This is a genomic window from Bacillus mycoides (assembly GCF_000832605.1).
GTDB classification, from domain to species: Bacteria; Bacillota; Bacilli; order Bacillales; family Bacillaceae_G; genus Bacillus_A; species Bacillus_A mycoides.
In genome coordinates, this window is record NZ_CP009692.1 from 1102885 (window position 1) to 1118244 (window position 15360).

The window sequence follows — 15360 nt, forward strand, 5'->3', positions numbered from 1 at the left end:
TTACACTCTATGTGAAAAAGTTCACAAATAGGTCATAATTTGTGAAGGAATTCACAATAATCCGTGCTACAATATGTATGTAAAGAAGTTAAACAACATTAAATTAGTATTTTAATTAATTACTTAAACAATAATAAAAAATAGATGTAAACAATTGAAAGGGGAAATTAACATGAAAAAAGGTATCAATCGCGTAGTATTAGTAGGAACAGGAGCTGTAGGTTGTAGTTACGCTTACTCAATGATCAACCAAGGTGTAGCTGAAGAATTCGTACTAGTAGATGTTAATGAAGCAAAAGCAGAAGGAGAAGCAATGGACTTAAGCCATGCGGTACCATTCTCTCCAGCACCAACAAAAGTTTGGAGCGGTAGCTATGCAGATTGTAAAGATGCAGATTTAGTAGTTATCACTGCTGGATTACCACAAAAGCCAGGCGAAACTCGTTTAGACTTAGTTGAGAAAAATACAAAGATCTTTAAACAAATCGTTCGCGGTATTATGGATAGCGGATTCGATGGAATCTTCTTAATCGCAACTAACCCAGTTGATATTTTAACTTACGTAACTTGGAAAGAATCTGGTTTACCGAAAGAGCGCGTAATCGGTTCTGGTACTACTTTAGACTCTGCTCGTTTCCGTTACATGTTAGGTGACTACTTAGATGTAGATCCACGTAACGTTCATGCTTACATCGTTGGTGAGCACGGTGACACTGAACTTCCAGTATGGAGCCACGCTACTGTAGGTGTACAAAAACTAGAAACAATCTTAGCGAACAACGAACAGTATAACCAAGAAGATTTAGATAAAATCTTTGAAAATGTACGCGATGCAGCTTACCACATTATTGAGCGTAAAGGCGCAACTTACTACGGAATCGGTATGTCACTACTTCGTGTAACTAAAGCAATCTTAAGCAACGAGAACAGCGTATTAACTGTATCGGCATACCTTGAAGGTCAATATGGTGAGAAAGATGCTTTCGTAGGTGTTCCAGCTGTTATTAACCGCGAAGGTGTACGTGAAATCGTAGAACTTGAGCTAAATGAAGAAGAAAAAGCGAAATTCGCTCATTCTGTAAAAGTATTAAAAGAAACAATGGCACCAGTACTATAATAATTGCTAAATAATTCAGAGGCGGGAAACTGCTTCCTACCTCTGAGTTTTTATATAATTTAATATAAATTCCTTTTCCGGTTTCCCTTGTATATCCCCAATATACCCCTTTTGCTGGATAAGGGTCGTTTATAGAAAAGAGCACTCTACTTTATATAGAGTGCTCTTTATTATTATTTTTTAGGTGTTAATCCTAATTTCTTTAAAATATCTGCCAGTGTACCGCTTTTTGATTTTTCTACAGGTGTTTGTGATTTTGCTGCATCTGGTCCTTTTTTCAAGAATTTCTTTTCTACGAAGCGAATGTCTTTTTCGTCGACGATGCCGTCATTATTAAGATCGCCATCTTTTACAGATACTCCTTTTTTACCATAGTTATTAGCGATAATTTCAGCATCTTTAATATCAATTATTTTATCGCCATTTACGTCGCCTGCAAGGTTTTCATCTGGACGAGCATATTAATATTGCCCGAGTAGCTTACCATCTTTTTCAGTACCTAATTTCGTTGTTAGACGGTTTGAAATGAATTACCCGATGTTTCAGAATCACTGAAATAGGCGAATACACCGCCGAATGTAAGGGATAAGCCAAGTGAAGCTGTGACAACTCCCATTCCAACCTTTTGTTTTAATGACATAAGAAAGCCCCCTAATTTAATTTTTATCAGACTTTCGCCTGGAGCATCGATAGAGTAAACATAGTGTTTCAGTATGAATTATATTTGCGAAGGTTCAATGTTCTTTATTGAGAATGAGTATATGCTTATGAATTTTCCATTTCAATAAAATTGTGACAAAAAATATTGAGAAACATTTTTTTATAACAGATTATTTTGTTACGATTTTAAGTGATAAATAGCGAGTAAAATAGGATAAATCTTATGAAATAAAGGTTGAGAAATAAATAATAGGATGAAAGGCTAGTAGGAAATGAAGCGTTTGCAATGAATATTCGTCAAAATTCGATAATTTACACGGAAAATGTGAAAATTTTAAGTGGAATTTAAGAAAAAAACGAATATTTTTTAAAAAATAACAAGGATATTTCAGTTTTTCGCAGAAATGATAAAGAGTAAAAAATTTCTGTCATCTTAGTGAGGTGAACATATTGGATGTAATAAATTGTGAAGAAGTGAAACGAGATGAGTTTCATACAGAAAAGTACTATGACAGTTATAACATCTTTGGCGCACATATTGTGACGGAAGATGGGATGCGAGGTGTACGATTCACAGTATGGGCTCCTCATGCGAAAGCAATGAGTGTTGTTGGGGATTTTAATGAATGGGATTATGAGCAACATAAGATGCTACAAGTGACAGAAGAGGGGATTTGGTCCTTGTTTGTACCGCATATTGAAGAGAATGATATATATAAGTATGCGATTGAAACGATGGATGGTGACGTTATTTTAAAAGCGGATCCTTATGCAGTATATGCAGAAGTAAGACCAAATACGGCATCTGTAGTTTTTGATATAGAGGGATATGAATGGAATGATAAAAACTGGATTCGTAAGAGAAAGAAAAAATCGATTTATAAAGAAGCGATGACAGTTTATGAATTACATTTCGGTTCTTGGAAAAAGAAAGAGAATGGCGCTCTGTATTCTTACAGAGAAATGGCCGAGGAGCTCATTCCGTATGTGGTGGAACATCAATTTACACATATTGAAATTATGCCGCTTGTTGAGCATCCATATGATCGTTCTTGGGGATATCAAGGAACAGGATATTATGCAGCGACAAGTAGATTCGGCACGCCACATGATTTGATGTATTTTGTCGATGAATGTCATAAATATGGAATCGGTGTCATTTTAGATTGGGTACCGGGGCATTTTTGTAAAGATGCTCACGGTTTATATTTGTTTGATGGGACACCGACTTATGAATATAAAGATAGAGACGTACAAGAAAACCTTGTATGGGGAACTGTTAATTTTGATTTAGGGAAGAGAGAAGTACGTAATTTCTTAATTTCAAATGCGTTATTTTGGATGAAGTATTTCCATATTGATGGTTTCAGGGTAGATGCAGTTGCGAATATGCTGTACTGGAATAAAGAAGGAAAAGAGCAAAGCAATGAACACGCCGTTTCTTTCTTACGAGAGTTAAATGAAGCCGTGTTTGCAGAAGATGAAGAGTTTCTTATGACAGCGGAAGATTCAACAGCTTGGCCACTTGTAACAGCTCCAACATACGAGGGTGGACTTGGATTCAATTATAAATGGAATATGGGTTGGATGAATGACGTGCTGAAATATATGGAATGTGCGCCAGAGTACCGGAAATACATTCATGAGAAAATGACATTCTCTTTAATATATGCTCACTCTGAAAACTTCATATTGCCGCTTTCTCATGATGAAGTCGTTCATGGGAAAAAGTCGTTATTAAATAAAATGCCGGGAGATTACTGGGATAAGTTTGCTCAGCTTCGTTTATTATATGGATATTTCTTTACTCATCCAGGTAAGAAATTACTCTTTATGGGTGGAGAATTCGGGCAATTTGATGAGTGGAAAGACCTTGAAGATTTAGATTGGAATTTACATGATTTTGAAATGCATCGTAATATGCATGATTACTTTAAAGAGCTCATAGCATTGTATAAGCGCTCAAAACCACTTTGGCAGTTAGATCACTCGCCTGAAGGATTTCAGTGGATTGATGCTAATAATAATGAGCAAAGTATTTTCTCGTTTATCCGCCAAGGGGATAAGCAGGAAGATGCGTTAGTTGTCGTATGTAATTTTACGAAAGCTACATATGAAAACTATAAAGTAGGTGTACCAGATTTCGAGTACTATAACGAAATTTTAAACAGTGACTCGGCGCAATATGGCGGATCGGGGCAAGTTAATAAGAAACGTCTCAAGACGATTCTAGAGCCATATCATAATCAAGCGGCACATGTAGAAATTACAATTCCACCATTTGGCGTATCCATATTACGACCAGTGAAGACGAGAAAGGGGAGCAAAAAACAAGATGGCTCAAAAACAAAAGTGCGTAGCAATGTTACTAGCAGGGGGAAAAGGTAGTCGTTTAAGTGCATTAACAAAAAATTTAGCCAAGCCAGCTGTTCCATTTGGTGGTAAATATCGCATTATTGATTTTACGTTAAGTAACTGTGCAAACTCCGGTATTGAAACGGTGGGGATTTTAACACAATATCAACCGTTAGAACTTCATAATTATATTGGAATCGGAAATGCTTGGGATCTTGATCGTGTAAACGGTGGAGTCACTGTGTTACCTCCTTATGCGGAGTCTTCAGGTGTGAAGTGGTATACAGGTACGGCAAGTGCTATTTATCAAAACTTAAACTATTTAAGTCAGTATGAACCAGAATATGTCCTTATTTTATCAGGCGATCATATTTATAAAATGGATTACAGCAAAATGCTAGATTACCATATTGAGAAAGAAGCGGACGTTTCGATTTCTGTTATTGAAGTGCCGTGGGATGAAGCAAGTCGCTTTGGCATCATGAATACAAATGAAGAGATGGAAGTTGTTGAATTTGAGGAGAAACCGCAATTTCCAAGAAGTAATCTTGCATCAATGGGAATTTATATTTTTAACTGGGCAATTTTGAAAGAGTATTTAGAAATGGATGCAAGAAATCCTGAATCTAGTAATGATTTCGGAAAAGATGTACTTCCGCTTTTATTAGATGAAGGGAAGAAGCTAATGGCGTATCCGTTTGAAGGGTATTGGAAAGATGTTGGAACAGTGAAAAGCTTATGGGAGGCGAATATGGATTTACTTCGCGATGAAACATCGTTGAATTTAAACGACCGTAACTGGCGTATTTATTCTGTCAATCCAAATGAGCCACCTCAATATATTGCGGAACAGGCGAGAGTAGAAGAATCGCTTATTAATGAAGGATGCATCATTGAAGGGGACGTGAAGCATTCTGTGTTATTCCAAGGGGTAACGGTGGAGGAAGGTAGTATGGTTATTGATTCCGTTGTTATGCCAGGGGCAAAGATTGGAAAAAATGTTGTGATTGAAAGAGCGATCGTTGGATCGGAAATGGTTATTGAAGATGGAACAATCATTCGTCCAGAAAAAAATGTTGACGATGTAGTATTAATTGCTGAAGGGAAATAGAAAAGGGGGATGAAATGAATGGGAGAAAAAATGTTAGGAATTATTAATGCAACGGGAAGTTTTCCTTCCTTAAAGAAAGTAACAGGGCATCGTTCATTAGCGGCGTTACCGTTTGGGGGCCGTTACCGACTCATTGATTTCATGCTTTCAAATATGGTGAATTCTAATATTCATAGCGTAGCGGTTTTTACAAGTCATAAAAATCGTTCTTTAATGGATCATGTAGGTTCAGGGAAACAGTGGGATTTAGATAGAAAACGAGACGGACTGTTTTTATTCCCACCAAATTGCCAATGTGACCAAGATGAGTTTGGGTCTTTTGCACATTTTAGAAGGCATATTGATTATTTTCTAAGAAGCAGAGAAGAATACGTTGTTATTACGAATAGCCATCTCGTAACGGCATTAGATTTTCAAGCAGTGTTAGAGCGACATATACATACGTCAGCTGATATTACCGAGGTTTGTCATAAAGGCATTTCGCTTCAAACATACGTGTTAAAGAAACAATTGTTGTTAGATTTATTTGAGACATATAAAGATGTGGAGCAATACAGTTTATTTGATGTAGTGAGAGAAAAGCGCGGAAAATCACTACATATTGCTACGTACGAGCATACAGGATATGTAGCTATTATTGATTCGATTGAAAATTACTATAAACATAGCTTAGAAATTTTGCAACCTTCTATTTGGAAGCAATTATTTAAGAAAGAAGCACCAATCTTTACGAAAGTAAAAGATGAGCCACCAACTCGTTATATGAAGGGTGCAGTCGTGAAAAATACGATGATTGCAAACGGCAGTATTATTGAGGGTGAAGTAGAAAATAGTGTTGTCTCCCGTTCTGTTAAAATTGGAAAAGGTTCAATTGTTCGTAATAGTATTATTATGCAAAAGAGCCAAATTGGAGATAATTGCATAATAGACGGTGTTATTATCGATAAAGATGTGAAAATTGGCGACGGCGTAGTGTTAAAAGGAAATGCCGATGAGCCATATGTTGTAGAAAAAGGTAGTGTACAAAATAGTACAATCAACAGTTATTCGTAAATAGCAGGTGCATAATTAGTGGGGGATTTAGAAAACCCCCACTAATTAAGGTTTTACTCTATATGAAAACTTGAAGGGAGGAAGCTGTAAGAAGAGCGATTTATGATGTATACGCTTTTCGTGCAGTGGAACAACAGGTGAATATTTTATTTGCAGTATCAGAATGTGTACCGTTTATTAAATCCGGAGGTCTAGCTGATGTAGCAGGAGCGCTTCCAAAAGAATTAAAAAAATTAGGAGTGAATGTTCGCATTATACTTCCAAACTACAGTCTTATCCCGAAAGAGTTAAGAGAAGGATGTACGCTTCATAAAGTAATTAGCGTTCCCCTTGGATGGAGAAATCAATATTGCGGGATTTTAAAAGGTGAGCAGGACGGGATTACGTATTACTTAATAGATAATGAATATTATTTTAAGAGAGATTCTCTATATGGCCATTATGATGATGGGGAGCGTTTTTCTTATTTTTCAAAAGCAGTTTTAGAGTGTATTCCGCATCTTGATTTCGAAGTAGATGTTCTTCATAGCCATGATTGGCATACAGCTATGGTTAATTTCTTACTTCGTGAAAAGTATCAAGATAACCCGTTATATGAGCATATTAAAACGGTATATACGATTCATAACTTGCAGTTCCAAGGTGTATTTCCTCCTGAAGTGATGTACGACTTACTGGAGCTTGGTCATGAATATTTTCATAGTGAACAGCTTGAGTTTTATGGAAACGTGAACTTTATGAAAGGCGGTATTATCGCATCTGACCAAATTACAGCGGTTAGCCCGACATATAAAGAAGAGATTCAATATGAGTTTTTCGGTGAGAAGTTAGATGGATTGCTACGAAAATATAATGATAAGCTTAGTGGCATTGTAAATGGAATTGATACGAGCGTATATAATCCAGAAACAGATCCATATATTACGGCTCAGTATAGTGCAGAATCGCTAGATGAAAAGAATGAAAATAAACGCGCATTGCAGCGTTATTTTGGTTTACCAGAAAAAGAAGATACACCAGTTATTTCGATGGTAACACGATTAACGAAACAAAAGGGGCTTGATCTAGTACGTACTGTATTCTGTGAAATAATGGAAGAAGATGTACAATGTATTATTTTGGGGTCAGGCGATTCTGAATACGAGCAGTTCTTTGAATGGATGGCATACGAGTATCCAGAAAAGGTAAAAGTATATATTGGGTTTAATGAAGCGTTAGCGCACCAAGTGTACGCGGGAAGCGATTTGTTTTTAATGCCATCGCTGTTTGAACCGTGTGGACTTGGACAACTTATTGCGCTAGCATATGGCACGATTCCAATTGTAAGAGAAACAGGCGGATTAAATGATACTGTACATTCTTACGATGAGGACACTGGAATTGGGAATGGCTTTAGCTTTACGAATTTTAATGCGCATGACATGTTACATACGATTCTTCGTGCAATTGAGTTTTATCAAGATAAACCGGTATGGGATAAGCTTGTAAAGCAAGCGATGACTGAAGATTATAGCTGGGGGAAATCTGCTCTTGCATACAAGAAATTGTATAAAAGTCTCATGGAATAACATTGAGGTGGTGAAAAAATGTTTACTCATGTTGAAAGCTTCAAATCCGCTTTTCTAGAAAAATTAGAAACGATGTATGGGAAAAGTTTCAAAGATTCTACAACTCGTGATCAGTATAATACGCTCGGTCATATGGTACGTGAGTATATGAATAGTCAATGGATTGCAACGAATGAAAGGTATCGTTCTGGAGATCAAAAACAAATGTATTATTTATCCATTGAATTTTTACTTGGGCGTTTACTAGGCAGTAATATATTAAATTTAGGCATTCGAGATGTATGTGAAAAAGGACTTTTTGAACTTGGAATTTCTTTGCACGAGTTAGAAGAAATTGAAGCAGATGCAGGCCTTGGTAACGGTGGACTTGGACGTTTAGCAGCCTGTTTTCTCGATTCACTCGCTTCTTTAAACTTACCAGGACATGGCTGTGGTATTCGTTATAAGCATGGTCTGTTTGATCAAAAAATTGTTGATGGCTATCAAGTAGAATTTCCAGAACAGTGGCTTCTTCATGAAAACGTTTGGGAAGTAAGAAGGTATGACCAAGCGGTAGAAGTAAGTTATTTTGGAAACGTTGAACCACTAGAAATTGATGGACGTTTAGAGTTCAGGCATACAAATGCAGAAGTTATTATGGCAGTACCATATGACGTTCCAGTTGTAGGGTATGAAACGAGTACTGTAAATACGCTTCGGCTTTGGAATGCGGAGCCAGTTCCTTTCCCGCAAAATTGTAAAGATATTTTGAAATATAAGCGTGAAACAGAGGCCGTATCGGAGTTTTTATATCCAGATGATACGCATGATGAGGGGAAAATACTTCGTTTAAAACAACAGTATTTCCTCGTATCAGCAAGTTTGCAAAATATCGTTCGTATGCATAGGGAGAGACACGGTAGTCTTCGTCAGTTACATGAAAAAATCGCGATTCATATAAACGATACACATCCGGTTCTAGCAATTCCAGAACTTATGCGTATTTTATTAGACGAAGAAAAATTGACATGGGAAGAAGCTTGGTACATAACAACGCAGACGATTTCCTATACGAATCATACGACGTTATCAGAAGCGCTTGAGAAATGGCCAATTCGTATTTTTAAACCGTTATTACCGAGAATTTATATGATTATTGAAGAAATTAATGAACGTTTCTGTCATGAGCTTTGGGACCGTTATTCGTACGATTGGAAGCGTATTGAGGACATGGCCATTATTGCGCATGACCTTGTGAAAATGGCTCATTTAGCGATTGTTGGTAGCCATAGCGTTAACGGTGTGGCGAAAATTCATACAGAAATTTTAAAGCAGCGTGAAATGCGATTGTTCTATGAATTTTATCCAGATAAGTTTAATAATAAAACGAATGGAATTGCTCATAGGCGCTGGCTAATGAAGGCGAATCCACAGCTGACGAATCTTATTTCGGAAGCGATTGGAGAAGAATGGAAGAAAGAGCCAATTAAGCTGCAAGCACTGCAAAACTTCATACATGATACTAGTTTTCAAGAAAAGCTTGCAGGGGTAAAACAAGAGCGTAAGATTATTTTAGCGGAGAGCATTCATAATAAAATGGGGATCACTATTGATCCAAATTCTATTTTTGATGTGCAAGTGAAAAGGCTACATGCTTATAAACGACAGTTATTAAATGTTCTTCATATTTTGTACTTGTATAACCGTTTAAAAGAGGATACTAGTTTTTCATTTTACCCGCGTACTTTTATTTTTGGAGCGAAAGCATCACCTGGCTATTATTATGCGAAGAAAATTATTAAATTAATAAATGAGCTTGCAAGAAAAGTGAATACCGATCCGTACGTAAGTCAATTTATGAAAGTTATCTTTCTAGAAAACTACCGAGTTTCTTTAGCGGAAGATATATTCCCGGCGGCAGATGTAAGTGAACAAATTTCAACTGCAAGTAAAGAAGCATCGGGAACAGGTAACATGAAATTCATGATGAATGGTGCAATTACACTCGGAACGTTAGATGGAGCTAATATTGAAATAAAAGACCGGGTCGGTGATGATGCCTGCTTCATTTTCGGCTTAACAGCGGATGAGGTTCTTCATTACTACCAAAACGGTGGATATCGTGCAAGTGACTATTATCACCACAATATGCACATTAAAAAAGTAGTAGATCAGTTAACGAATGGTTTCTTTGCACAGTCCGGAGCTGAATTTGAAGCGATTTATGATTCTCTCGTTATTCAAAATGATGAATACTTCGTTCTTCGAGATTTTAGCCCATATGCAGAAAGACAAGAAGCTGTCGGAAGGGCCTACGAAAATAGGGAGAAATGGCTGGAAATGTCGATTTTGAACATTGCACAATCGGGGCATTTTGCGAGTGATCGAACAATTTTGCAGTACAGTAATGAAATTTGGGGTATTGGTAATACTGTTAAACTTTTTTAGATGAAGGCCCCTTTTGAAGGGGCTTTTATTTATTTTGCTTAAGAAAGGTAAGGCATGAACGTATATATTATACCTGTTCCGCCATATTCGCCTGTCGCAAAGTATGAAAATGTAAAGAAACCTGTAAACGAAAAAATTATTATAAGAAAAAGTGCAAAGAAAAATTTTAGCATGTAAGGTCCCCTCATCCGAAAGTAATTTCATAGATTATTATAGTATACAAATATTAAATTTCCAATTGTTTACTGGTTAAAAATGAGAGGTCAGACATGTTTTGTATGTTGTAATGGAATGGTTATTCGTAATGGATTTTGTATTTTTCGTAAATGTCATGTTGTGATGGACGTGTGCATATTCCCAGTCTTTATCATTAAAATGGACATTTCTTGGAGGGAGAAGAGGAACGACATCGAATAAATTGACAAAACGAAAGCTACTAGCTACTTGCAGTTTATAATAATTTCGAAAGGCGATATCTCCAACTTTTGGAGAGGCAAAGGTATAAAGACCGTACTGTGCGAAGGCAGTATTTATACGTGCATCTAGTATGTGTAGTGTAGCGAGTGCACCGCCTAAGCTATGGCCTGTTGCAAGAAGTTTCTTATGGGCTGGTAATGACACGAGCATATCCATAATGGAATCCCGGCAAGATTCATAAATTGAAAGAAAGCCATTATGGACATTTCCACTATTTAAAGCATATGGGTATGGCTTTTGGTTAACGAGTGAATCGATAATCCAATCTGTATCTGTTTGTGTGCCCCTAAAAGCTACAATAATTGTATCCTCAGATTCTAATATGAATCCGAACCATTCTGTCTTTTGAATGGCCTTTCCTTGAAACCCTTGTACATATTGGAACCCATCGGGTATTTCGAAAATGCCATTTTGTTTATATTGTTCATACGTTAGATCGCAGCAAGATGCTAACAATATGGCAGTGTCTTTATCAAAGGATAAAGGAGTACGCATCAAGAAAGCCCTCCTTAAGAAAAGGTATAGTTCAATATATGCAGTGAGGGACTTGATTCATTCTTTTTGAAAAAAGGCTTGAACCTACAGTTACGTGAGGGCGTATGATTTTTGTAAACATATTGTTAGGAGGAGTGTAGGATGAGCAAAAAGGAAGGCTATTCAATTGGTGAGTTTTCAAAGAGAACAGGTATATCAATACGAACACTACAGTATTACGATGAACTTGGCCTGCTTAAACCTGAAAAAAATATAAGTTCAGGACACCGTGTATATAAAGATAGAGATATATTAGCGCTCCAAAAAATAGTGAGTCTTAAAGTATTAGGATATAGTTTAGAAGAAATTCGTGTCATGCTCAATGTGAAAAGTTTGAATATAAGCTTAAAAGAAACATTACAAAATCAAAGAGTAGCCTTTGAAGAAAAGAAAAAACAACTTGAAGTTTCGATAAAGGCGATTGAACGAACAATGGTATACCTTGAGGAAGATGAAGAGGTAGATAGTAACATATTAATGAGCTTAATTAATAGTATCCAAAAAGAAAACGAACAACGTTTATGGCTTGAAGAATATGTATCAAAAGAAGTGGCTGATGGATTATATAATAAGCCGGAAGAAGAGGACATAGCACTTGATAAAGAGTTTATGCGTTTAGCAAAAGAAGTGAAAAGGTTATTTGGAAGACAAATTGAGGATTCAGAAGTGCAAAAATTGGTTGATGAACATATGAAAGCGACTCTTAAGTATGTCGGTGAAGAGACAATGTATTCTCTAGGTAAATTAGAGAATGTAGAAGAACAATATAATAATATGATGCCTTTTCCTTATACGGAAGAAGAAGGGGCGTGGCTTAATGAAGCGATGAAATACTTTATGATCCAAAATGGTTTGTATAGTCCACCTAAATAAAAAGTGCCCTATAAGGGCACTTCTTACTCTTTTCCATCTAATAAACGACCAAGTCCGCCTAAAACGCTACCTTCACCGCTGTTTTGAGCTGCTGGGCTTGTAAGGCGTGCTGCTAAGCGGCTAAGTGTTAAGGACTGAATCCAAACCGTTCCAGGACCTTCTAGCGTTGCGAAGAATAAGCCTTCACCGCCAAATAGAGCTGTTTTTACTTTTCCAACGAATTGAACATCGTAGTTAACGTCTTTTGTCATTGCAACGAGACAACCTGTATCAATGCGAAGTTTCTCACCAGGTTTTAATTCACGCTTATATACAGTTCCGCCTGCATGCATGAAAGCTAGACCATCACCTTCAAGTTTCTGCATGATGAAACCTTCACCACCGAAGAAGCCAGTTCCTATTTTTTTAGTAAACTCAATTCCGATAGAAACACCTTTTGCGGCACAAAGAAATGCATCTTTTTGGCAGACTACTTTTCCTTGATATTCTGTTAAATCAACAGGAATAATTTTTCCAGGATAAGGAGCGGCGAATGATACGTGTCGTTTGCCATGACCTGTATTTGTAAATACAGTCATAAACATACTTTCATCTGTAACGAGACGTTTACCTGCGCCCATTAATTTACCGAATAGACCATTAGATGGTCCAGAACCATCACCGAAAATCGTTTCCATTTCGATATGATCTTCCATCATCATCATTGCGCCAGCCTCTGCGACAACGCTTTCTTCTGGATCCAATTCAATTTCAACAAACTGCATATCATCGCCATATAATTTATACTCGATTTCATGTGCTTGCATTTTTTCACCTCATCATATGTAGTAATTATATTGTACAGAAATCAAAGGAATTAGAATACTGTAGTTTTATTAATTTTTGAATAAAAATAGAATGAAAATTTAAGGTTATACTAGAATTATAAAAAACGATGGGACGAAAGTGTTCTCATTTGACGTTTTTGATATAGCATGATATAGTGAAAACACTATTGAGCTACATAATGTGGTACGGAAATAAAGCACGTTGTATTAAAGGCTGTAAGCTTGTTATACATTCATGTCCTTTATATCCACCTTTTCATGTGGATTCATAGTTTCATTTTTATTTAGGAGGTACATGACATGCAAACAGGTAAAGTTAAATGGTTTAACGGCGAAAAAGGTTTTGGCTTCATCGAAGTTGAAGGCGGAGAAGACGTATTCGTACATTTCTCAGCTATTCAAGGCGACGGCTTCAAAACTTTAGAAGAAGGTCAAGAAGTTTCTTTCGAAATCGTTGATGGAAACCGCGGACCACAAGCAGCTAACGTTACAAAAAACTAATTAGCTAGCGAAAAAAAGCATTCCGAATTTCGGAATGCTTTTTTTATGCTTTAGAACCAGACTCATCTGAAGATAATTCACCTTTAAAGGTGCGTTCTTCAAAGTCATCAAGCAATTGTTCATATTCTTCATGTTCTTCTGTTGCGAAAACTTGTGGGTTTTTTCCATACATATCTGTTCCAATAAAGTTTTCGAAATCCTCTACATACCCAACATTTTCTTCACTATTTACGTACATGCCATTATAGTTTTTTGAATCCTGTCTTTCTAAATCGGATGGTGTTTCTGATGTTCCGTAATTTGCGACGTCTTGCCAAGCATCTTCAGCATCGTACTCTACAGAATGATCTTCGTCGTGCTTATGAAACGAAGGATCTAGCACCTCTTCTTCAACTGGGCGCGTCTGCATATCTAATTTATTTGTAGTGTGCTGAATACACGTTGTAGCAGTTGGCATTGCTTCTAATCTTTCAAATGGAATTTCCTCACCAGACACTTCGCAAATTCCGTACGTACCAGCTTCAATTTTTTGCAGAGCATGTTTCGTATCTTCTAACTGTTTATGCCAAAATTCGATGAGTCCGAAATCTTTCTCACGTTCGTACAATTCTGTAGCCATATCACCTGGATGGTTGTCATAGCTAGACAATTCTCCTACTGAATCACGTTCAGATGCACGGTTTTCATCTTCATGAGTTTGTATCGTTTGTTCAACTTCTTGCTGTTGTTTTTCTAGAATAGATTTAAATTGATTTATTTGTTGTGGAGTTAACATAGTCGTCCACCTTCCTACAATTCAGTTTCTTTACATAGTATGAGCGTTGAGAGTAGGAATTATGAGATGAATTTCAGCCGGGAAGTCGGTATATGAAAAAAGGAGCCGCATAAGCAGCTCCTTTCTATAGGAAGTATCCAAGTAATAATCCGATTCCCATTAGGAGACCGAAAATTGTATTTGTTTTTGCTGTTGAAATCATCGCAGGTACCATTTCCATTGGAATGCTTTTGCCGATAAAGCCTTTCGTCGCTTTAAATGCTTTCGGTACACTTAAGAATACGATAAGCATCCATGGTGATACGATGTTAACGATGATTAAAGCGATTGTCCAAATGTAGGCAACGATAAACATAGAAGCAAGTACACCAACGGCTCTTTCGCGTCCAACGAGAATTGCTAACGTTTTACGACCATTTTCTTTATCACCATCTAAATCACGAATATTGTTAGATAGTAAAATTGCACCAATTAAAATGGAGCTTGGAATAGATAATAAAATCACTTCTGATGTTACTGCGCCTGTTTGGATAAAGAATGAAATACCAATAATAATGACACCCATAAATAATCCTGCTGTTAGCTCTCCAAATGGTGTGTACGCAATTGGAATAGGGCCACCAGTGTAAAGGTAAGCAACGGCCATACAAACAAGACCGATTGCAGCAAGCCACCAGCTAGAGTTCATACAAATATAAACACCTAATAGCGTTGCGATGCCTAAAAATCCGAATGCTAAGTTAAGAACGGTTTTTGGTTTAATGCCATCGCGGACGATAGCACCGCCTATTCCAACTGAACCTTCATGATCGAGTCCTCTTTTATAATCAAAGTATTCATTAAACATGTTCGTTGCTGCTTGAATGAGAAGGCAAGCAAGAAGCATCATAAAGAAAAGAGGAAGATGTATTTGATTTATACCTCCGACCTGCATTGCAAAAGCTGTTCCGATGAAAACAGGAACGAAAGCTGCTGTTAATGTATGGGGACGTAATAAACTCCACCAAATTCGCCAGCCTGTTTGTTTACTTGGCTTTGGCGACGTAGGAGAGGAATTCGTTTCGACGTTCATTTCCATGTTG

Annotated in this window: 12 protein-coding genes and 2 pseudogenes; 8 read left to right on the forward strand and 6 right to left on the reverse strand. The window is 36.9% G+C overall.

Going from position 1 to position 15360, the window contains the following annotated elements:
* Nucleotides 1-172: 172 nt before the first annotated feature.
* Nucleotides 173-1117, forward strand: coding sequence for an L-lactate dehydrogenase (locus tag BG05_RS07575; protein WP_002129674.1), 945 nt, complete (start codon nucleotides 173-175; stop codon nucleotides 1115-1117).
* A 173-nt stretch (nucleotides 1118-1290) separates the two neighbouring features.
* On the opposite strand, the pseudogene BG05_RS07580 reads toward BG05_RS07575, so the two are convergent.
* Both BG05_RS07580 and BG05_RS29315 read right to left on the reverse strand, forming a co-directional pair.
* A pseudogene (locus BG05_RS07580) lies at nucleotides 1291-1644 on the reverse strand (dockerin type I domain-containing protein); the annotation flags it as partial.
* A pseudogene (locus tag BG05_RS29315) lies at nucleotides 1638-1757 on the reverse strand (TasA family protein); the annotation flags it as partial. The pseudogenes BG05_RS29315 and BG05_RS07580, both read right to left, overlap by 7 nt.
* A gap of 470 nt (nucleotides 1758-2227) precedes the next feature.
* On the opposite strand from BG05_RS29315, the gene glgB reads away from it, so the two are divergent.
* The 5 genes from glgB (at nucleotide 2228) to glgP (ending at nucleotide 10291) form a co-directional block, all read left to right on the forward strand.
* Nucleotides 2228-4165 carry a 1,4-alpha-glucan branching protein GlgB gene (gene glgB, locus BG05_RS07585; RefSeq protein ID WP_003192081.1) on the forward strand — a complete coding sequence of 646 codons (1938 nt, stop codon included), beginning with the start codon at nucleotides 2228-2230 and terminating at the stop codon, nucleotides 4163-4165.
* The gene (gene glgC / locus BG05_RS07590; RefSeq protein ID WP_016127576.1) at nucleotides 4113-5243 is read left to right on the forward strand and encodes a glucose-1-phosphate adenylyltransferase; all 1131 of its coding nucleotides are present in this window, start codon (nucleotides 4113-4115) and stop codon (nucleotides 5241-5243) included. Before glgB ends, glgC begins: the two co-directional genes overlap by 53 nt.
* Before the next feature lie 18 nt (nucleotides 5244-5261).
* On the forward strand, nucleotides 5262-6296 hold the full coding sequence (gene glgD, locus BG05_RS07595) for a glucose-1-phosphate adenylyltransferase subunit GlgD (RefSeq protein ID WP_003192085.1): 1035 nt from the start codon (nucleotides 5262-5264) through the stop codon (nucleotides 6294-6296).
* 137 nt (nucleotides 6297-6433) lie between these two features.
* Nucleotides 6434-7864, forward strand: a complete 1431-nt coding sequence (glgA, locus tag BG05_RS07600) for a glycogen synthase GlgA (RefSeq protein ID WP_016127575.1) — start codon at nucleotides 6434-6436, stop codon at nucleotides 7862-7864.
* An 18-nt stretch (nucleotides 7865-7882) separates the two neighbouring features.
* Nucleotides 7883-10291: a glycogen phosphorylase gene (gene glgP / locus BG05_RS07605; RefSeq protein WP_003192089.1), complete on the forward strand. Its 2409-nt coding sequence runs from the start codon at nucleotides 7883-7885 to the stop codon at nucleotides 10289-10291.
* Nucleotides 10292-10540: 249 nt separating this feature from the next.
* Here the strand turns inward: glgP and BG05_RS07610 are convergent, their stop codons facing one another.
* Nucleotides 10541-11263, reverse strand: coding sequence for a lipase family protein (locus BG05_RS07610; protein ID WP_002089241.1), 723 nt, complete (start codon nucleotides 11261-11263; stop codon nucleotides 10541-10543).
* Nucleotides 11264-11404: 141 nt separating this feature from the next.
* Between BG05_RS07610 and BG05_RS07615 the strand changes: the two genes are divergently transcribed.
* Nucleotides 11405-12175 carry a MerR family transcriptional regulator gene (locus BG05_RS07615; RefSeq protein WP_002167472.1) on the forward strand — a complete coding sequence of 257 codons (771 nt, stop codon included), beginning with the start codon at nucleotides 11405-11407 and terminating at the stop codon, nucleotides 12173-12175.
* A gap of 23 nt (nucleotides 12176-12198) precedes the next feature.
* Here the strand turns inward: BG05_RS07615 and BG05_RS07620 are convergent, their stop codons facing one another.
* The gene (locus BG05_RS07620) at nucleotides 12199-12981 is read right to left on the reverse strand and encodes a TIGR00266 family protein (RefSeq protein ID WP_003192093.1); all 783 of its coding nucleotides are present in this window, start codon (nucleotides 12979-12981) and stop codon (nucleotides 12199-12201) included.
* Nucleotides 12982-13302: 321 nt separating this feature from the next.
* On the opposite strand from BG05_RS07620, the gene cspD reads away from it, so the two are divergent.
* Complete coding sequence (gene cspD / locus BG05_RS07625) at nucleotides 13303-13503, forward strand: cold-shock protein CspD (RefSeq protein ID WP_001193051.1); 201 nt, start codon at nucleotides 13303-13305, stop codon at nucleotides 13501-13503.
* A gap of 43 nt (nucleotides 13504-13546) precedes the next feature.
* On the opposite strand, the gene BG05_RS07630 is transcribed toward cspD, so the two are convergent.
* Both BG05_RS07630 and BG05_RS07635 read right to left on the reverse strand, forming a co-directional pair.
* Nucleotides 13547-14278: a yteA family sporulation protein gene (locus tag BG05_RS07630; protein ID WP_002129658.1), complete on the reverse strand. Its 732-nt coding sequence runs from the start codon at nucleotides 14276-14278 to the stop codon at nucleotides 13547-13549.
* 124 nt (nucleotides 14279-14402) lie between these two features.
* Nucleotides 14403-15356 (reverse strand): 1,4-dihydroxy-2-naphthoate polyprenyltransferase, encoded by a 954-nt coding sequence (locus BG05_RS07635; RefSeq protein WP_002129656.1) that lies wholly within the window; start codon nucleotides 15354-15356, stop codon nucleotides 14403-14405.
* Nucleotides 15357-15360 lie beyond the last annotated feature (4 nt).